Below are 18,005 nucleotides of genomic sequence, written 5' to 3'. Positions count from 1 at the left end.
GCCGAGTGAACCTAAATCCCACGCAGTCGGGCACCGCCGAGCCGGCTCGTTCACTCCAGCTCCGGTGGTTCGTCGTCGGTTCGGCCGGCCAGTTCGAGTTCGATCTCTAACTCCGGCTCAGTTCCCCCTCGAACTCGATTTCCAGGCTCACCGGCTCGCCGAACCGGAACGGTAGCTCCCAGTCGTCGCCACTCACCGAGATCTCGTCGTCCGAACGGAGTTGTTCGGCCAGATCGCCAAGGAACTCACCCGCGTCCTCGGCATCGAGGTAGTACTCCTCCTCGAAGTATCCCTCGGTGATCGTCTCTATCTCCGTCTCGTCGGTGTCGGTATCCACCTCGACGTCCTCGGTCGACTCCTCGTGGTCGTCGGACGATTCCGGGCCATGCTCCGCGGGAGTGTCTGGCATGGCTTACGTTTCGAGGTTGTCACTCGGCTCCCAAAACGTTTGACCTCGTCGTGGAGGCCCCGTGGGGTCTCCGCCAACAGCCTCATATCCGTCCGTTCCGTGCTAGAAGTAGACATGGAACTGAACGTACAGGGCGGGGCCCCGGCGGCACCGTTTCTCGGGGCACAGGACCTGTTCGAAACCGAACACGATCTCGATCGCCCGGTCGAGGTGTACGTCCGGGAGAGTCCGGACGAACGGACCTGGACCGGCCACCACGAGGACCACCACGTACTGAACATCTCCGCACAGGCGGCGACCAGTACGATGGCTCGGGAACTCGCCCTCCACGAGCTTTCACATATGCTTCGCCACGAGGAGGGCCACGCCTCACACGTCCAGTCGACCGAGGAGATATTGTTTCTCGCCCTTGCCGGGAAGACGGTCGAGCGACGCACCCTCACTCACTGCTACCAGATCGCTAATCATATGAAGGATATTTACGCCGACGATATCACGCTCTCAGTCGGCCCAGCTGACAAGCTCGTCACCTTCTTCGAGTCAAAACTCGCCGCTGCGCTGGCCGATCAGCCCGCAACCGCCCCACCAGCCCGGGACATGGAGTTCGACGGGCAGCACGAACCGGCTCGACGGCTCACTGCTGCCTCGGATCCCGAAATGACCGTCGTCAACGCCGCCTTCGCGCTCGCCTTGCTGGAGCGTCATAACCTCCTCGCACCGGACCACCGCCTCTACGACCTTGCCGAGGCGGCCACGCGAGACGCGCCCGCCATCGATCTCGACGGGTTCAAACGTCGGTTCAAGCAGCTACAGGACGATCCGGACCCAAGCGACTACCGGAAACATCTCGTCGATGCCACGCGGGCGTACGCGACGGGAACGGAGCAGGCCGCGGACTGAGTCTCGCCAGTAGCAAACGCGAAAAACGAAGAATCGAGAGTAGAGTTACCGTGCGGCGGCAGCGACGCGTTCTTTCTCCTCTTTCTGGCTGACGGCGTACGTGTTGACGTCGTTATCGGCGGCACCGATGAGCTGGCTTGCCAGCGCTTCTTCGACGTCAGTCGTCGTCTTGAACGATGAACCGTAGACGCCCTCCGCGATGAACTTCAGGGACTGATCGACGCGGCGCTGGGGCGCGACGTCGACGGCCTTGGGGACGGAGATGCCACCGTACTTCAGGCGGACGGTCTCCTCGCGCGGTGCGGCGTTCTCGATGGCCTGCACGAGCACCTGGATCGGGTTCTCTTCGGTACGCTCGTGGACGATCTCGAAGGCGTCGCGCGTGATGTTGAGCGCCTGCTGTTTCTTGCCGGTGTTCTCGTCGGTCTGCATCAATCGGTTGATGAGTCGCTCGACGATCGAAATTTCGGACTTCTGGAACTGCTTGCCTGCGTGACGCCCCATCGTGTGGGCGACCGGCGTGACCGTGATGTACCGTTCAGTAGAGGGATCGGAGTAGCTGATTCCCGTGACCTCCCACTCGCCGAACAGCTTTGCGACTGCGCTGTCGTCGTCGGTGCCCGCGGGCTTGTCAGGTTCGGGCTGGTCTTCTGCCGCCATCGTTATCGCACCGGTTTCTCCGCGTTTCCGCGAACGAGTTCGATCATCGAAACGCCGTTGACCTTCTCGACCTTGTAGTTGACACCGGAAAGGTCACCCATCGCACGACCCTTCGCACCGCCGATCCCGGCGATGGTGACTTCGTCGTGTTCGTCGATGAAGGAGATTGCGCCGTCGCCAGGACAGAACGCAGTGACCTGCTTGCCGTTCTTGATCAGCTGGACACGGACGCATTTCCGGATTGCGGAGTTGGGCTGTTTCGCCTCGATGCCCACTTTCTCCAGCACGATACCTCGACCCTGGGGTGCACCCTCCAGCGGGTCGGACTTCTCGCCGAGACCGCGTTCGCGTCGCGCGTACTCCGAGTCGGACCACCGCGCACTCTGGCGGTCCTTCTTGATCTTCCGCGCGGCGTATTTGCCGTTTGCCATAGTACCACCGACTACCTGACGGAGCCACTTAAGCATCCCCTTTCGAAGCCGGAGTTACGGCGTGAGGTGCCTCGACAGGGGTGAATAAAGGAATCTGAAGGCGTTTCGTCGTCGTAGCGGTGTGCGGCGGGCGTGAAAACGAGTCGACTCCGTGCTCAGGTGAGCTGGATATCTTCGATATCGAAATGCCGCTCCGCCAGCAGGCGGGCGGCCTCGATGTTCGCCCCGCCTTCGCCGATGGCGACGCCGGTGTCCTCGTCGGCGACCTCGGCGTATGCCACCAGCCCGTCGTTCTCGCTGATCGTTACGTTGTAGACCGCCGCGGGGGCGAGTGCGTTCGCCACGAACGCCTCGGCGGTCGGGGCGTCTTCGACGAGCTTGACGTCCTTGCCGATTCGGGCTTCCGCCTTCCGAACCGTCTCCCCGCCGGGGCCGATCGCCTGTGCCATGTCGCCGGTCGCCACGAGGATCAGTACGCGCTCGTCCTCGACGACACAGTCTCTGGCTTCCGCGCCGGTCGCGTCCTCGAACGCGACCAGATACTGGCGTGCGGCGTCCGACAGAGTGACTGTCATCAGTCCGAACTCGACTCGGCGTCCGGACCCAGCGATCCCATCCGGAGGTCGACGTCGCCGGTCCCAAGTTTGATCGGCTTGCCGACGATGACGTTCTCGGTAACGCCATCGAGATCGTCGACCTCGCCGTGGATCGCGGCGTCAAGCAGGTGATTGACCGTCACCTCGAACGCCGCACGGGCGAGCACGCTGTCCTTGTTCCCCGAGATCCCGTGACGACCGATCGACTCGATCGTCCCCGGATTCGTCATGATGTCTGCAACCAGCATGAGGTGCCGGACGTTCACGTCATCGAGCCCCTGCTCTTCGAGCGTGTCCATCGTCTCGTTGATGATAGATTCGCGGGCGGCCTCGACGCCGAGCTGTCGGTACACCTCGTGGATGTTGTTGGTTGTGACCCGTGACGAATCGACGCCCTCGATCGCGAGTGTGTCGCCAAAGGCCGACCCCTCGGTGTATAGGACGAACTCCTCGCCGTCCTCGGTCTCTTCTTTGCGGATCACCACACGGGAGATCTCTTCGATCCCCTTGAAGGTGATCTCTCGCAGCTCCTCGACGAGCTGGAGTAGATCACGGTAGCTCGGCTCTTCCGGGCCGAACTTGATGACAGGTCCCTCCTGAACCGTTTTCACACCGAGGTTCGCCTCGATCGTGTCGGCGACTCCCTCGGGATCGATCATCCGCTCTTCGAGGGTGTCCTCGTTGAGGTCGATCCGGACGCGCATGTCCGCGACGTTCGTCGAGACGTCGCCGAGCGCGAGGATCTTCGTCGCTTCGAGCTTCCAGACGACCTCGTGGGCCTTTTCGCGGTCGTCGGCGTACTCGTCTTCCAGGTGGACCGTCATCGTCGGCGTGTCGGGCTCCTTTCGCGCGTCGACGAGTTCGATCAATCGCGGCAGTCCCTGGGTCACGTCGATCTCCGCGACACCCGCGTAGTGGAAGGTGTTCATCGTGTTGTGTGTGACGACACCCTCTGCGGTCGTGAACGTCTCCAGCCCTTCCACGGAGAAGTCGTACACGTATTCGTGCTCGCTGGTGACCGTTTCGATCGATTCGATGCGATCCCAGACAACATCGCCTTCGACTGCCTGTTTTAGTTCGCTCAGGGCATCGTCAGTGACGCCACTTTCTTCGGCTTCTTGAACGAGTCGTTCGAGCCGAGTGCGACCGATACGCTGCCGGTTCGAGGCCGCGTTGATCTGTCGACTCGGAATTCCGGCCTCGGATGCCATTGTTCTGAGCGTATTGCCGAAGTTCGGGATCTGGTCCGTCGCGTCCGGACCATTACTGTCGATATCGTCGACAAGTGTTTCGAGCTCCTCACCGCGCTGGCCGGTCATACCGATCGTATCGGCAAAGGTTGGGACGTGCTTTTTCGGCACTCGTAGCGTTCGCGATCCGTCCTGCTCTGCGAGTGTCGAGTAGATGCCCAGACGACCAAGCAACAGGCTGACCCCGGCAGTGAGCCGGTCACTGGTGGAGCTGGATCGAATCGCACTTGCACTCACGTTCCCATCGCCACTGAAGTACCCGTTCAGTAATCCCGTTACGAACGCCTGGTCTGCGCCGAACGCGAAGCCGGGAACGATCTTTTCGCCGTTCTCGGTACACGTCGCACGCAGGACATCTGCAAGCACCGTCCCATTGAGTCGGATGTCGTATCCGCACGCGTATCCGCTGTCGTTTTCGTACTCGTTTGTCGAGAGGTCAAACCGATCGGCGAACGACCGTACCCGGTCCTGGAACGCCTCGTCGACGTTCGAGATCGAGACATAGTGATCGGCTATCGACCCTTCGGCGAGCCACGCACCGATGAAGAACCCGGTCTCCTCGTCGAGCGGGAACTGTTCGGGCAAGCCGACAGTTCCACCGACTGGATAGACTGCGTTCGCATCGATTTCGTCGGCTTCGAGTGCAGCGCGCTTGTTTCGGAGCTGGTCTTCTCCAGCGGGAATCGATTCGACACCGCCGTCAGTTAACGTTGATGTGTACCAGTATTCGGCGGCTGGTAGGTGCTCTCGAAGATCGACTGTCTCTGTTCCATCTGCATCGAACTCGGACACAACCGGAAGCCAGTCTCCCTCGTCGAGTTCGTCACCAGAGACGGGTACGATATCGTTGTCACGTCGAGTTACAAACGAGTGCGCTTTCGTCGCGCGGATCGTCCGACCCGATTCGAGCTCGAATTCCAGGAGTTCATCCGGCGTCTCGTGTCGACTGACCTCTTCGACCGACTTCCAGCGCACCTGTTCGTCTTTACTTAGACTTAGTGTTTCGAGGGTGTCCGGAGCCAGTGAGATTTCGTGGTCGTCGAGTGTACGCGAGTCGTGCGATTCGACGATCGAATCGACGAGCGAGCCGATCTCGACGATATCGGTCTCTCCGTCACGTCGAACGACAACACGCTCGTCGTGAGGGACACTCATCTGGGTACCGGGCTCCCCGATCGACTGGGCGCTGACGGTCCCGACGGGATCGAGCGGATCGATCCGGGTGTCGAGATATCGGTTCTCGACGGCCGTGATGATGTCGTCGGCCTGTTCGAGCGTCACGTCCCGTGCTTCGAGCGTCTCGTAGACCTTGTTTTTGAGGCGGCGGGGGAGGTCCGTATCCTCCACCATCGCTTCCTCGTCGTTGCTGACATCGAACTCGAGTATCTCAGTCATCGTCCACCTCCGTGGCCGCCGGTTCCGGCTCCGGTGGCGGCGACTGGACTCGCCGGGCGTCGGCGTGTTCGGAAAGGTTCGTCGGTAGCTCTTCGCGACCCATGAACTGTTGTTTCTCGTCGTCGTCGGCGAACTCGGCCTCGACGATCCGATCCGCGATGGATTCGACGTCGATCTCGTGATCCTCGTGTGAGGAGACCTGCACCGGGCTGGTGCCGTCCTCGCCGAACTCGAACTGGACGACCGTGTCGGAGGTGTCCCGGACCGTGCCGTCATACTGCGTTTCGAGCTCGGAGAGGGCGTTGATCAGTCGGCGCTGGAGGTAGCCGGACTTCGAGGTTCGGACTGCGGTGTCGACCAGCCCCTCGCGACCACCCATCGCGTGGAAGAAGAACTCCCGCGGGTTCAGCCCCTCAGTGTAGGAGTGCTCGACGAAGCCGTGTGCGTCCGCGGAGAGGTCGTTCGGCTTGTAGTGGCTGAGGGTGCGGTCCTCGTAGCCGCGGTTGATCCGCTCGCCACGGACTGCCTGCTGGCCGACACAGCCAGCCATCTGGGTCAGGTTCAGCATCGACCCACGTGCGCCGGATTCGGCCATGACGACCGCCGGGTTGTCGTCGTCGAAGTGCTCCTCGGCGATGTCCCCGGCGTTGTCACGCGCCTTGCCCAGCGTCTGCATGATCTTCATTTCGAGCGTCTCGTGGACCGTTCGGCCGGGCAGGGATTCGAGTTCGCCCGCCTCGTAGGTCGCGATCAGTTCTTCGACGCGGTCGTAGGCGTCGTCGATCGTCTCGCTGATCCGCTCGCGGGCCTCCAGCGAGACCGTCTCGTCGTCGATGGCGATCGAGAAGCCAAAGTGCATGATCGAGCGCATCGCGAGCGCGGCGATCTCGTTGATCAGCTGTCGGGCTCGTGTCGTCCCATGGACCTTGGTGACGGTGTCGACGATCTCGCCGCCAAAGGCCCCGACGCCGTCCTCGTCGATCGTCCCCTCGAGTAGCTGGCCGTTCTCGATCACGACATCGTCCCCCGCCGAAGACGTGAACTCGAGGTTCAGGTCGTCGGGGAGCAGCTCCGAGAACAGCTGACGGCCGGTCCAGTACGGCTCGCCGTCCTCGGTGCCCGCTTCCTCCGGCAGTTCGTCGACGTGGGTTGCACGCAGCAGGTCAAGTGCCTGCGTCTCGTTGAACTGCGGGTTCTCGTTGGTGAGCAGATACGTCCCGGAGATGTGGTCCTGAATCGCGCCGATGATGTTCTCACCGAAGCGCGGCGAGAGGATCTGCTCTTGCACGCGCATGAGGACGCGGGCCTCCGCCCGTGCTTCCTCGTTTTGCAGCGCGTGCATATTCATCTCGTCACCGTCGAAGTCAGCGTTATACGGCGGACAGACAACCGTGTTGAGCCGGAACGTCTTGTACGGCATCACGACGACCTCGTGGGCCATAATCGACATCCGGTGAAGCGACGGCTGCCGGTTGAAGATGATGATGTCGCCGTCGATCAGGTGCCGGTTGACTTCCCAGCCGGGCATGACCTTTTCGGCGAGCTCCTCGCAGTTCTTTTCGGTTACTTTGAGTCGGCGGCCATCGGGTCGTTTGACGTAGTTCGCACCGGGATGGCCTTCGGGGCCGTTGGAGACGTACTGGCGTGCTTGCCCGACGTTTCGCTCGGTGACGTTCATCGTCTGTGTCATCTCGTTGGCGACGTGCTCTGGAACCCCGACCTCGTTGAGACTCAGTGTAGGGTCCGGAGAGATGACGGTTCGGGCCGAGAAGTTCACGCGCTTCCCCGAAAGCGAGCCGCGGAAGCGACCCTCCTTGCCCTTGAGGCGCTGGGAGAGCGTCTTCAGCGGACGGCCGGAGCGGTGTCGCGCCGGTGGCGTCCCGCTGATCTCGTTGTCCATAAACGTCGTGACGTGGTACTGCAGCAGTTCCCAGAGGTCCTCGATGATCAGCTGTGGGGCACCGGCCTCACGGTTCTCCATGAATCGCTGGTTGATGCGGATGATGTCGACCAGCTTGTGGGTCAGGTCGTCCTCGCTGCGCTGGCCGTTGTCCAGCGTGATCGAGGGACGCGCGGTCACCGGCGGTACGGGCAGGACGGTGAGGATCATCCATTCCGGGCGCGAGCGCTCGGAGTTGATCCCCAGCACCTCGATATCCTCGTCCGGGATGGCCTCGAACCAGTCCCGGATATCGCTGGGCATCAGCTTGTTCATGTCCTCCTCGGTCAGATCGATGTCGAGGGCTTTCTCGATGGCCTTTCGATCGTCCTCGCGCGGGCGGAACTCGCCGCCGATGATCTCGTTGATCCGCGAGAGATCGATCCCGGTCTCGGTCGAGAGCGCCTGTGGCGGCATCGGCTCCCGACCTTCCTCCTCGTCGCCCTGCATCGCGGCGGAGATCAACTGTGCGTACTCGCTGGTGAGCACCTGCTGGACCTCGTAGTAGGTCGTCGGCTTCTCGTGGTTGATATCGTACTGCTGTTCGCCACAGTGGGGACAGACGTCTTTCTTTCGGGCCTGTCGAATCCCGGCTTTGGTGACGTCGTTGACGTCGTTGCTCAGCTCCTTGGTCGTCTCCAGCTCGTCGCGGAACTCCTCTTTTTCCTCCTCGGTCAGCAGTAGCTTCGAGCACTCGCGGCAGGTGCCACGGAGCAGTCGCCGGATGAGCTTCGTGAAGCCGACGTGGATAACGGGTGCGGCGAGTTCGATGTGGCCGAAGTGCCCGGGACACGAGCCCGAGTGCTGGCCACAGCTCGGACACTCCAGTCCGGGATCGATCACGCCGAGACGCGGATCCATCAGCCCCATGTCGATGGGGAAGCCGTCGTCGTCGTAGGTGTCCGCCGTGATCACTTTCGTGACGGACATATCGCGGTACGTCTCCGGGTCCATAAGCCCGAACTCGATGCCGCCGAGCTCTTTCGGTGTTTCCATGTTCATGTTAGACTGCATCCTCCAGGTTGAGTCGGGGGCGGATGCCAAGCGCCATCATCTCGTCGAGCAGTAGCTTGAACGCGTAGCTGATCTCGATCTTGTGAATGTCGCTTTCGTCCCCGGTAAGCTGGTCGTACACGCGATTCTGGTTGACGTCGTTGACGGCGACCATTCCAGTCTCCGCAGAGATGTACACCTCTTCGCGGTCGGACTCGTCGAGGAGTCGCTCCTTGAGCGTCATGGCCGCGCCGTGACCGATGAAGACGTCCCGCTCCATCTCCCCGATACGAAGTCCACCCTCACGGGCACGCCCTTCGGTCGGCTGTCGGGTGAGCACCTGCACCGGCCCACGCGAGCGGGCGTGCAGTTTGTTCGAGACCATGTGGTAGAGTTTCTGGTAGAAAATCGTCCCGACGAAGATCTCGGCCTCGATCTTCTCGCCGGAGACGCCCGAATACATGGTCTCCTTGCCCGAGGACTGGAAGCCGTGCTCTTCGAGCATATCCCGTAGATCGCCTTCGTCCTCACCGGTAAAGGGCGTCCCGTCGACCCGACGACCTTCCATCGAGCCGACCTTGCCGCCGATCATTTCGAGGATGTGTCCGACCGTCATCCGCGAGGGCAGGGCGTGCGGGTTCAACACGAGATCCGGCACGACGCCCTCCTCGGTGAAGGGCATGTCCTCCTGTGGCGCGAGGTGGCCGACAACTCCTTTCTGACCGTGACGGCTCGCGAACTTGTCGCCGAGTTCGGGGATCCGCTCGTCCCGAACCGAGACTTTCGAGAGCTTCGAGCCGTCTTCGCCTTCCATCAGGGTGACGGTGTCGACGATGCCGTCCTCGCCCGAGCGCATGGTGACGCTGGTTTCACGGCGTTTCTGCGGGCTGAGGCCGCCCATATCGTCCGGCTCTTCGAGGAACCGGGGCGGGCTGGTCTTGCCGAGCAGGACGGAGTTCTCGTCGACACGCGTCTCGGGGTTAACGAGGCCATCATCGTCGAGGTGCGTGTAGGCGTCCTCCCCACGTGCACCCCGGACATCGTCGTCGGGGATCTCGAAGCGGTCCTCCTGACCGCCGGGGTAGCGCCGTTCCTCGCCCTCGTAGGTCCGGAAGAAGTGAGAGCGAGCAAGCGCGCGCTCGACCGATCCTTTGTTCATCACGAGTGCGTCCTCGATGTTGAATCCTTCATACGACATGACGGCGACGACGAAGTTCTGTGCCGCCGGACGGTCGTCGTACCCGATCTGCTCGGTGGTCTGGGTCTTGACCATCGAGAGCTGCGGGTAATGCAGGAGATGCTGGCGCGTGTCCGGGCGGATCCGGTAGTTCGCCGAGGGGAGCCCCAGCGACTGCTTGATCATCCCCGACCCCATCGTAATCCGCGGACTGGCGTTGTGCTCGGGATACGGAATCATCCCTGCACCGATTCCGAAGATGAGCTGTGGATCGACTTCGAGGTGTGTGTGGTCTTCCTCGAGGTCCTCCTCGTCGACGGCCACGTAGATATCCTCTTCCTCCTCGGCGTCGATGAACTCGACGTAGCCCATCTCGACGAGGTCCTCGAACTCCAGTTCGCCGTCTTCGAGCGCCTGAATCTCCTCGTCGGAGATGAGCGGTTCACCGTCGTTGACGACGAGCAGGGGTCGGCGAGCGCGACCCGCGTCGGCGTTGACGATCACTTCGCGGGTGCGATCGTCGACCGAGACGTTGACCATCTCGCTGACCTCGCCGCGGCGGCGCGCTTCCCGGATCTGTTCTGCAAGCTGGTTCGGTTCGGGATGCGTGCCGACCAGACTGCCGTTGACGTATACCTTCGCTTCGCGTTCCTGTTGTTGGCTCATATTAGTCTCCCTCCACTCGTCGATCGACGCCCTCGATGCCGGGGATCCCCTCGACACCCATAGAGGCGAGTTCGCGTTTCAGCTCCTGTTCGTCCTCGACGTTCTGGGATAGCTCCATCGCCTGCGCGAAGTTCTTCACCAGCCCACAGTTCGGCCCCTCCGGCGTCTCGGAGGGACAGATACGACCCCACTGGGTCGCGTGCAGGTCCCGCGCCTCGAAGTGTGGCTGACTGCGCGAAAGCGGCGAGCGCAGGCGTCGCAGGTGTGAGAGTACACCCATGAAGTCGGTTCGGTCGACCAGCTGGGAGACGCCCGAGCGCCCGCCGACCCAGTTCCCGGTCGCGATCGGATGTTCGAGCCGCTCGGTCAGCACGTCCGAACGGACGACCGTGTTCACGGAGAGCTGTCGGTTCCGCATGTTGGCGCGTTCGAGCTGGTACTTCACGTCTCGTGCCAGCTTGTTCAGCGCGGTCCGGAACAGATCCTTCATCAGGTCGCCGCTGACCTTCAGACGCTTGTTCGCGTAGTGGTCCTTGTCGTCTGATTCACGGCGTTCCAGCGCCAGCTCGAAGCAGGCTTCCGCCATCCGACAGAGGTAGTACGCCTTGTTGATCCGGACGTCTTCCTCTTCGACGCCCTCCTCGTGCAGATGCGGCAGGAGATACCGATCGATGACGTAGTTGGCGCGTTTGAGCTGGTAGTTCTTGCCCTGCCCGGAGGCGACGCGTTCGCCGAGGGTCTCGATGGCTTCCTCGGTCGTCTGGACCTCGGCAGCCTCCAGGTTTTCGAGCATAAACTTCACGATCTCCGGGTCGTCGGAGACGCGGTGGACGATCTCTTCGTCGGATTCGAGCCCGAGCGCACGGACGAGCGTAACGAAGTTGACGCTCCCCGAGACCGACGGGAAGGATACTTCGAGCAGCCCATCGCGGGTGCGCTCGGTGAGTACGAGTGCGCGGTAGCCACGGCGCTGGCTGAACGTCTTGGCGACCTGGATCTCGTCGCCGTACTTGGTGTCGTACTCCGCGAGGATCTTGTTGGGCGCGAGGTCCTCGCTGGTCATCAGCACGCGCTCGGAGCCGTTGACGATGAAGTAGCCACCGGGGTCGGCGGGGTCCTCGCCGATCTCGATCAGCTCCTCGTCGCTGAAGCCGGCGATGTTACACTTCTCGGAGCCGACCATAATCGGCATCCGGCCAACCTTCGTTTCGGTGCTGTCGACAACCCGCTGTTCGCCCTCTTCGGGGTCGCCCTTGACGATCTCCATCTCCATGAAGACCGGCGCGGAGTACGTGATGTTGCGAAGTCGGGCTTCCTGCGGGTAGAGCAGTTCTTCGCTGCCGTCCGCCTCGCGAACGCGCGGCGTCACGACGCGGACGTCACCGAGTTCGACGTGGACGGGCTCTTCGCCTTCCTTGTCGCCGATATCGGTGTCGATCGTCTCCTTCTCGTCGACGACCTGTTGCATCCCCCGATTGAGGAAGGAGTTAAACGAGCGATAGTGATGTTCTGCGAGCCGTTCCTTTCCGAAATACTCCCGCGAGATCGTCCGTCTATCCTGTTGATTCATTATTCAACCACCATCCGATAGGTTACGGATCGGTCAGTCGTCCGCGAGTCACGGACGATCTTGATTACGTCGCCGACCTCGGCGTCGTCGGGCAATGCTGGGTCTGCCCGTTTGATCTTCGGCAGGTCTGTACGTCCGATGTCGTACTCATCGAGCAGGTCGTCGAGTGCGTCCTCGTCGACGACTGAGTGCTCGGGGACGAGTTCGTGTTGGCTTACGTCTACCATGTGTTGTGGGTCTGACCGGAGAGAGAAACTGCTATCACGAGATACTACAGGCCCTTACCGACGCAGGACTATTAAGGCTTACCAAGTAGGTTGGGATATACAGCTATCGGACCCCAGAAGGAGCGGGCAAACGCGGGTCGGTGGGTGTGGATCTGTCGGCTGTCAGTACTGACCGCTATGCGAGCAACCTTTAAAGCGTTTGTGGGGTCGTGACACGGCTGTCCCCCGATGGCATACCGTGACCGTTTGGAAAGTCTTAAGAATACCACCCGGCAACGATAGGATGCGTTCGCAAGCCCGGGTGGTGTAGTGGCCTATCATATGACCCTGTCACGGTCGTGACGCGGGTTCAAATCCCGCCTCGGGCGCTTCTTCCGATCTCACTTCTCCTAGCGAGGCGTTTCATCGCCGAGCGAACCCCGAGATCGGAAGAGCGGCTCCAAGGGATTTGAACGACGGAACGAGCGAGCAGCGCGAGCGAAGTTCCGGGAGTTCAACATCCCGCCTCGGGCGCTTCTACGAGGTCCTGACGAAGTGGCTCGACAGCATCCGGATCAGATACCGACGCCGCTGTCTGCATCCGGTAGTTCGTACTTTTCACTCTCGATACCCAGCTCCTCCAGCGCGGCTTCGAGATGTCGTTCTTCGGCGTACTCCGCACCGTCCTCAACGCGCAGGCGCTGGGCGGTCGCAAGCACCTCGCCGCGCCGCTCGTCAGGAATCGAGAACTTGTCCGTAGCGAGTTCGAGGGTCAGTCCGTTGTGATCTCGCGTATAGAGCGAGTGGAAGATGCCGCGGTCGAACTCGTTGTATCCGTGGCCGGTCTCTTCGAGGGCCTCGCGGGTCTCGACGAAGCGCTCGGGCTCGACCGAAAAGGAGAGGTGGTGCACCGAACCAACCCGGTGGCGGTGGGGCTGTGGGTTCGACTCGCGCTCGTCGGCGACGAAGAAGGTGAGGATCCGCCCGTCGCCGGTGTCGAAAAAGAGGTGGGTCTGGTTGGGATCGTCGAGGTTGGGCTGGCGAAGCACCAGCGACATCCCGAGCAGGTCTCGGTAGAACTCGATCGTATCCTCCTCGTTGCTGCCGATGACGGAGATGTGGTCGGTCCCCGCCAGTTGAATCGGGCTGTCGGGACGAGACGCAGTGACGTCTGGACTGTCGCTCATACCGTTTCTATGGTCTCTACGGAGAAATGTCTGGTCGTCGGCTGTTGGTTAGAATACCCGCTCCGGGGATATTTTCAGGAGGACGCGCTCGGTCTCGATCTCGTTTGCCTCGGTGTACTCCTGGCCGGTGTACCGCTGGGAGAGCTCGTCGATATGCTCGCGTGCGCCTTCGGTCGTGTGTTCGACGACGTCGCCGAACACCGAGATGCGTCGATAGGGATCGTCAGGATCGGTCATGCTGACGCCCACCTTCGGGTCCTCTCTGACGTTCAGCTCCTTGCGACGCTCGCGCTCGGTGTTGACCAGCAACAGGTGTTCCTCGACGTCGTAATCGATCCAGACCGGCGTGACGTGCGGGTAGCCGTTGGGAAGCGTCGTCGAGACGTGAGCGATGGTCGGGCGCTCGAACAGGTCGTGGTACTCCTCGGGTATCGAGGCCATGGCTGGTGTTCGGACTCATGGAACTTGTGTGTTGTACCCATGCATGGAGGGTGTTGGGTGAACCGTTCACAGGGGCAGTTCAATGCGAGGGGCTTAAGTCGATGGCCGGGAAAGCAGGAGTGTAGTCAGCCCGGGTGGTGTAGTGGCCTATCATATGACCCTGTCACGGTCGTGACGCGGGTTCAAATCCCGCCTCGGGCGTACTTTTGCGGCGAACAACGTCGACGAGCACCGCGTAGCGTGTGCTCGTCACTCCGTGAGCCGCAAATACCCTCCAAGGGATTTGAAGCAGGGAACAGCTTTGCTGTGACCGGGGTTCAAATCCCGCCTCGGGCGCTTTCTGCTGACGCAAACCGGCGAGCGTAGCGAGCCCCTGCGTCAGCGAAACGGCAACAGAAGGGATTTGAACACAAAGAGTCGCAGCGCTCGAACGGAGTGAGAGCGACCGTCTCTGGATGAGTTCAAATCCCGATCGGCTCCGTCGATCGTAGCTCGCAAACAAGCCGCGTTTGCTCGCTCCCGCCGCGGGGGCTTTCTACTACTGCATCCGCTCAGGTGCATTCTGCTGATGTAGACCCGCAAGCGACTCCTCAGTGGAAACCGTGCAGTCTGACTCCACCACGAACGCCCCTGAATCGCACATCTCTGAGTGCAGCAAGCAACAGCGTCGTCCACGGAGAGTGCTCGGAGGACACAAAATATATATAATGCACCTCAAAACGAAGTAAAAACCACACATGTCGCCCCCTACATCACTGGATTCCACGGTCGGTTCGATCGCCCATGTCTGACCCGACCACGATCACGAATCGGGCGGCTCGAGCAGGACGTGTCCTCTATGGCGGCCTCAAGCGCCGCGGTTCCATCGACACCCGTACGCTCGCGGTGTTCCGCATGATCGTCGCGGTGCTCATCGTCGGCGACGTGCTCTCGCGGTCGCGGAACTTCCACTTCTATTATACTGACGACGGTGCCGTGACGGCATCGATGGCGAGCGATGGGCTCAACGTCTTCGCGTACACGAGCGATCCAACGATCATCGCCGCCCTGTTCGTCGTTCACGCGCTAGTTGCCCTGCAACTGCTGGTCGGCTACAAGACGCGCGTGGCGATGGTCATCTCCTTCGTGTTCGTGATTTCGCTGGACCAGCACAACCCGCTGGTGACGAGCTACGCCGACGTGCTCTTCCGACTGCTGCTCTTCTGGGCGCTCTTCCTGCCGCTCGGCGAGCGCTGGTCGATCGACGCCGTCCACCGGGATCGAGAGGCACGGACGTCGGTGTTCAGCATTGCTACCCTCGGCGCACTCTTCCAGATGATCGCGATGTACGTGATCAACGGCTACCACAAGTCGGGCGAGGAGCTGTGGACCGGCGGGGAGGCGACGCCGCTGATCATGGGACTCGACGATACGACCTTTCTGCTCGGCGAGACGATGCGGCAGTTCCCCGAGCTGCTACAGCTCGGTGGGCTGACCTGGTACTACATGCTGCTGTACGGCTGGCTGCTCTTCTTCCTGACTGGCCGTCTTCGGCTCGTCTTCGCGGGGATGTTCGTCGTCGCCCACGCGAGTTTCGCCGTCACCGTCCGAATCGGGGCGTTCCCCTACGTCGCAATGGCGGGGCTGTTGCTGTTTGCACAGGGGGAATTCTGGCGTGATCTGGATCGTCTGGCGCGGCTGGTCGGCGTCCCGGTCGACCGGCTTCACGCTGCCGCGGGACGGGTTGGCGCAGTGGCGCTTGTATTCCCCCGTCACATCCCGACCGCAGGCGGCGAATTGTGGACCCGGCGAGCGGTGTACACCGGAGTCTACGGGGTCGCCGCCTTCCTCGTGGTCGCGCTCGCGCTGCTGGCAGTCGGTACTGGCGCAGGTGTCGTTCCCGCGGACGAGGGGCCGAAAGAACAGGTCGAGGACGTGGCCTACGACACGATGATCTACCAACCAGAGTGGAGTATCTTCGCGCCGATCCCGCGGACGACCGATCGGTACCACGTCTTCGCCGCCCAGACAACGACCGGCGAGCGGATCGACGTCTACAACGATCGTGAGTTCACCTTCGAGCGTCCCGGCAAGGAGCTACAACAGCAGTATGGCACCTACCGGGAGCGGTTCTATATGAACAGCGTTCGGCGCGCCGGTGACACCGGTTCAGCATCGCTGGCGCTCGCGGAGCATCTCTGTGAGACGTGGGAGGGCGAGGACGGCGAGGAGCTCACCCACGTCAACATGTACTACGCCAGCGAGGACGTCACGCTGGAGACGATCGACAGCCCGGAGGATCGGGATCGGTCGACCCAGGTGATCTATCGCCACGGCTGTGGTGATCACGAGCCGACTGTTATCAATCCGCCGAGCCTCGTGGAGTAGCCCGGGCGAACAACTGTCCCCGTGACTACTCGGTCTCGACGCCGTACAAGAAGCGCGAGTGACGCTCGTCCGCAGCAGCGCTCGTCGCCGCCGAGACGCCGACCGTCAGGACGAGCCCGAGCAGCATGCCGACGACCGAGGCGTTCCAGCCGAAGTAGGTTGCGGGGACGACTGAGGTGAACCGGGCCAATAAATAAAAAAGCTGACTGCCACCGATGCCGGCGTACATCCCGGTGAGCGTCGTCTTGCGCCAGTACAGGGCGACGATTACCGGGAACGCAAGCTGTGCGAACCCGGAGAATGCGAGTTCGCCGATCTCGACCAGCGTTCCGGGCTGACCAAGGCTGGCAACGAAGGTCGCGGCCGCGAAGACGACGACACCGATCCGGCCGAGCAGGTCCTCGCGGCGGTCGGAGATGTCGGCATTGATGAAAGGTCGGTAGACGTCCCGTGTAAAGTACGACGAGCCCGACAGCAGCATCGAATCGCTAGAGGACATCATCGCGGCCATCGCACCCGCGATAACCAGCGCGGCAAACCAGACTGGGGTGTACTCGTTGAGCAGGATCGGCAGGACGCTCTCACCGGCATCGATATTGGCATCGATACCGAGTCCCGCAGCCCACGTCCCGAGAAGGAAGGCAGGTACGAACAGGAGCACGACGAGCACCGGCCAGAGGACGAAGGTGCGTTTGAACACCGTCTTCGAGCCGGCGGTGAAAAACCGCTGGTTGACCTGTGGGAACATCGCGACCCCGAAACCTATCGAGATTGCCGTCGAAAGCATGAATTCCGGCGTGTAGACGCTGCTCCCGAGCGCGAGGAACTCGGGGTTCGAATCCGCCACCGACGCGGTCGCCGCACCCGCACCGCCGACGGCGTCTAGTACCCACAGCGCGGCGACCCAGGTGATTCCGAGCATGAACGCTCCCTGTAGCGTGTCGGTCCAGGCGATCCCACGCATGCCCGCGAGCACGACGTAGACGATCATGAAGACGGTAACCAATGCCGCACCGGCCCAGTAGGGTAACCACCCGTCAGTCAGCCCGGTCAGTGCCGCTCCCGCACCCATCTGCTGGAGCATAACGTACGGGAACAGCCAAAACAGGCTGACGACAGCGACCAGTCCCCGGAGGCCCATGGAGCCGAAGCGATCGCCGAGCATCTCACCGAGCGTCACGTACCCGTGTCGATTCCCGATTAGCCACTGTTTGTAGCCGATCACGTACCACAGGATCGCGAAGATGATCCCGTCCATCAGACCCATGACGAGGATCCACTCCGGCCCGCTCTGGTAGGCGATGTCCGGTCCGCCGAAGAAGGTGAACGCTGACAGCAGCGTCGCGAAGGTCGTAAACAGCAGGACGATCGTTCCGAACGAGCGGCTCGCCAGATAGAAGTCCTCGGCGGTCCGCTCGGTAACACGATACGCGAGCAGGCCAATCACGAGCGCCAGACACAGGTAGGCAACGACGATACCAAGCTGGATGCCAATCGCGTTCATCGCCCATCGCCCCCGCGGTCGCCGTTCGGTTCAGCGGTCGGTTTGTCATCCGGTTCAGCAGTCGGGTCCGGCTCGATCCAGATGCCCCAGTCAGTGCGGGCGAACAACCAGAACAGAAGCGTCGCCCCCACCATCACGCCGATATGCCACCAGAGCCAGACGGGAAGTCCGAGCACGACCGTATCCACGCCCCAGAGGAACCATGGGATGCCGAACACCGCCAGCGCGAGGAAGGCCAGCGCCCAGCCGATCCGTCGCAAACGTGTCGCCATTTGTCAGTGAGTGAGGTCCGGGGATGGTAAGGCCTGTCGCAT

At 61.9% G+C, this 18,005-nt stretch carries 15 protein-coding genes and 2 tRNA genes; 4 read left to right on the top strand and 13 right to left on the bottom strand.

What is annotated here, in order from left to right; genetic code table 11:
- Positions 1-106 precede the first annotated feature (106 nt).
- The gene (locus AArcSt11_RS03925) at positions 107-409 is read right to left on the bottom strand and encodes an amphi-Trp domain-containing protein (protein WP_250594810.1); all 303 of its coding nucleotides are present in this window, start codon (positions 407-409) and stop codon (positions 107-109) included.
- 114 nt (positions 410-523) lie between these two features.
- On the opposite strand from AArcSt11_RS03925, the gene AArcSt11_RS03920 reads away from it, so the two are divergent.
- Positions 524-1,309, top strand: coding sequence for a DUF5781 family protein (locus AArcSt11_RS03920; RefSeq protein ID WP_250594808.1), 786 nt, complete (start codon positions 524-526; stop codon positions 1,307-1,309).
- A gap of 45 nt (positions 1,310-1,354) precedes the next feature.
- Here AArcSt11_RS03920 and AArcSt11_RS03915 read toward each other — a convergent pair whose 3' ends face one another.
- From AArcSt11_RS03915 to AArcSt11_RS03880, 8 genes are all read right to left on the bottom strand, one after another.
- Positions 1,355-1,969, bottom strand: coding sequence for a 30S ribosomal protein S7 (locus AArcSt11_RS03915; protein WP_250594806.1), 615 nt, complete (start codon positions 1,967-1,969; stop codon positions 1,355-1,357).
- 2 nt (positions 1,970-1,971) lie between these two features.
- A complete protein-coding gene (locus tag AArcSt11_RS03910; RefSeq protein WP_238478078.1) occupies positions 1,972-2,400 on the bottom strand; it encodes a 30S ribosomal protein S12 in 429 nt (142 codons plus the stop codon).
- Between the two features lie 155 nt (positions 2,401-2,555).
- Positions 2,556-2,975: a NusA-like transcription termination signal-binding factor gene (locus AArcSt11_RS03905; RefSeq protein ID WP_250594804.1), complete on the bottom strand. Its 420-nt coding sequence runs from the start codon at positions 2,973-2,975 to the stop codon at positions 2,556-2,558.
- Entirely contained in the window at positions 2,975-5,596 is a 2,622-nt protein-coding gene (locus AArcSt11_RS03900; protein ID WP_353617688.1) for a DNA-directed RNA polymerase subunit A'', read from the bottom strand. The genes AArcSt11_RS03905 and AArcSt11_RS03900 overlap by 1 nt, the downstream gene beginning before the upstream one ends.
- Before the next feature lie 37 nt (positions 5,597-5,633).
- Complete coding sequence (locus tag AArcSt11_RS03895) at positions 5,634-8,582, bottom strand: DNA-directed RNA polymerase subunit A' (RefSeq protein WP_250594803.1); 2,949 nt, start codon at positions 8,580-8,582, stop codon at positions 5,634-5,636.
- A gap of 1 nt (position 8,583) precedes the next feature.
- Positions 8,584-10,416 carry a DNA-directed RNA polymerase subunit B gene (rpoB, locus tag AArcSt11_RS03890; RefSeq protein WP_250594801.1) on the bottom strand — a complete coding sequence of 611 codons (1,833 nt, stop codon included), beginning with the start codon at positions 10,414-10,416 and terminating at the stop codon, positions 8,584-8,586.
- A 1-nt stretch (position 10,417) separates the two neighbouring features.
- Entirely contained in the window at positions 10,418-11,986 is a 1,569-nt protein-coding gene (locus AArcSt11_RS03885) for a DNA-directed RNA polymerase subunit B'' (RefSeq protein ID WP_250594799.1), read from the bottom strand.
- Entirely contained in the window at positions 11,986-12,213 is a 228-nt protein-coding gene (locus AArcSt11_RS03880) for a DNA-directed RNA polymerase subunit H (protein ID WP_250594797.1), read from the bottom strand. The genes AArcSt11_RS03885 and AArcSt11_RS03880 overlap by 1 nt, the downstream gene beginning before the upstream one ends.
- A gap of 295 nt (positions 12,214-12,508) precedes the next feature.
- On the opposite strand from AArcSt11_RS03880, the gene AArcSt11_RS03875 reads away from it, so the two are divergent.
- Positions 12,509-12,581, top strand: a tRNA-Asp gene (locus AArcSt11_RS03875).
- A 186-nt stretch (positions 12,582-12,767) separates the two neighbouring features.
- Here the strand turns inward: AArcSt11_RS03875 and AArcSt11_RS03870 are convergent.
- A complete protein-coding gene (locus AArcSt11_RS03870; RefSeq protein WP_250594795.1) occupies positions 12,768-13,379 on the bottom strand; it encodes a VOC family protein in 612 nt (203 codons plus the stop codon).
- Positions 13,380-13,427: 48 nt separating this feature from the next.
- Complete coding sequence (locus tag AArcSt11_RS03865) at positions 13,428-13,820, bottom strand: pyridoxamine 5'-phosphate oxidase family protein (RefSeq protein ID WP_250594793.1); 393 nt, start codon at positions 13,818-13,820, stop codon at positions 13,428-13,430.
- 128 nt (positions 13,821-13,948) lie between these two features.
- On the opposite strand from AArcSt11_RS03865, the gene AArcSt11_RS03860 reads away from it, so the two are divergent.
- Positions 13,949-14,021: transfer RNA gene (locus AArcSt11_RS03860), tRNA-Asp, on the top strand.
- Positions 14,022-14,603: 582 nt separating this feature from the next.
- On the top strand, positions 14,604-16,187 hold the full coding sequence (locus tag AArcSt11_RS03855) for an HTTM domain-containing protein (protein ID WP_250594791.1): 1,584 nt from the start codon (positions 14,604-14,606) through the stop codon (positions 16,185-16,187).
- A gap of 25 nt (positions 16,188-16,212) precedes the next feature.
- Here the strand turns inward: AArcSt11_RS03855 and AArcSt11_RS03850 are convergent, their stop codons facing one another.
- Positions 16,213-17,691 carry a sodium:solute symporter family protein gene (locus AArcSt11_RS03850; protein ID WP_250594789.1) on the bottom strand — a complete coding sequence of 493 codons (1,479 nt, stop codon included), beginning with the start codon at positions 17,689-17,691 and terminating at the stop codon, positions 16,213-16,215.
- Positions 17,688-17,963, bottom strand: a complete 276-nt coding sequence (locus AArcSt11_RS03845) for a DUF3311 domain-containing protein (protein WP_250594787.1) — start codon at positions 17,961-17,963, stop codon at positions 17,688-17,690. Before AArcSt11_RS03845 ends, AArcSt11_RS03850 begins: the two co-directional genes overlap by 4 nt.
- Between the last annotated feature and the right edge of the window lie 42 nt (positions 17,964-18,005).

The sequence above is a fragment of the Natranaeroarchaeum aerophilus genome (assembly GCF_023638055.1).
Taxonomy (GTDB): domain Archaea; phylum Halobacteriota; class Halobacteria; order Halobacteriales; family Natronoarchaeaceae; genus Natranaeroarchaeum; species Natranaeroarchaeum aerophilum.
This window is presented reverse-complemented; position numbering and strand designations above follow the sequence as displayed.

Coding starts and splice junctions, on each gene's coding strand:
- AArcSt11_RS03905 (WP_250594804.1), bottom strand. CDS start 2,975: ATGACAGTCACTCTGTCGGACGCCGCACGCCAGTATCTGGTCGCGTTC.
- AArcSt11_RS03885 (WP_250594799.1), bottom strand. CDS start 11,986: ATGAATCAACAGGATAGACGGACGATCTCGCGGGAGTATTTCGGAAAG.
- AArcSt11_RS03880 (WP_250594797.1), bottom strand. CDS start 12,213: ATGGTAGACGTAAGCCAACACGAACTCGTCCCCGAGCACTCAGTCGTC.
- AArcSt11_RS03910 (WP_238478078.1), bottom strand. CDS start 2,400: ATGGCAAACGGCAAATACGCCGCGCGGAAGATCAAGAAGGACCGCCAG.
- AArcSt11_RS03870 (WP_250594795.1), bottom strand. CDS start 13,379: ATGAGCGACAGTCCAGACGTCACTGCGTCTCGTCCCGACAGCCCGATT.
- AArcSt11_RS03865 (WP_250594793.1), bottom strand. CDS start 13,820: ATGGCCTCGATACCCGAGGAGTACCACGACCTGTTCGAGCGCCCGACC.
- AArcSt11_RS03925 (WP_250594810.1), bottom strand. CDS start 409: ATGCCAGACACTCCCGCGGAGCATGGCCCGGAATCGTCCGACGACCAC.
- AArcSt11_RS03845 (WP_250594787.1), bottom strand. CDS start 17,963: ATGGCGACACGTTTGCGACGGATCGGCTGGGCGCTGGCCTTCCTCGCG.
- AArcSt11_RS03855 (WP_250594791.1), top strand. CDS start 14,604: ATGTCTGACCCGACCACGATCACGAATCGGGCGGCTCGAGCAGGACGT.
- AArcSt11_RS03850 (WP_250594789.1), bottom strand. CDS start 17,691: ATGAACGCGATTGGCATCCAGCTTGGTATCGTCGTTGCCTACCTGTGT.
- rpoB (WP_250594801.1), bottom strand. CDS start 10,416: ATGAGCCAACAACAGGAACGCGAAGCGAAGGTATACGTCAACGGCAGT.
- AArcSt11_RS03920 (WP_250594808.1), top strand. CDS start 524: ATGGAACTGAACGTACAGGGCGGGGCCCCGGCGGCACCGTTTCTCGGG.
- AArcSt11_RS03895 (WP_250594803.1), bottom strand. CDS start 8,582: ATGAACATGGAAACACCGAAAGAGCTCGGCGGCATCGAGTTCGGGCTT.
- AArcSt11_RS03900 (WP_353617688.1), bottom strand. CDS start 5,596: ATGGTGGAGGATACGGACCTCCCCCGCCGCCTCAAAAACAAGGTCTAC.
- AArcSt11_RS03915 (WP_250594806.1), bottom strand. CDS start 1,969: ATGGCGGCAGAAGACCAGCCCGAACCTGACAAGCCCGCGGGCACCGAC.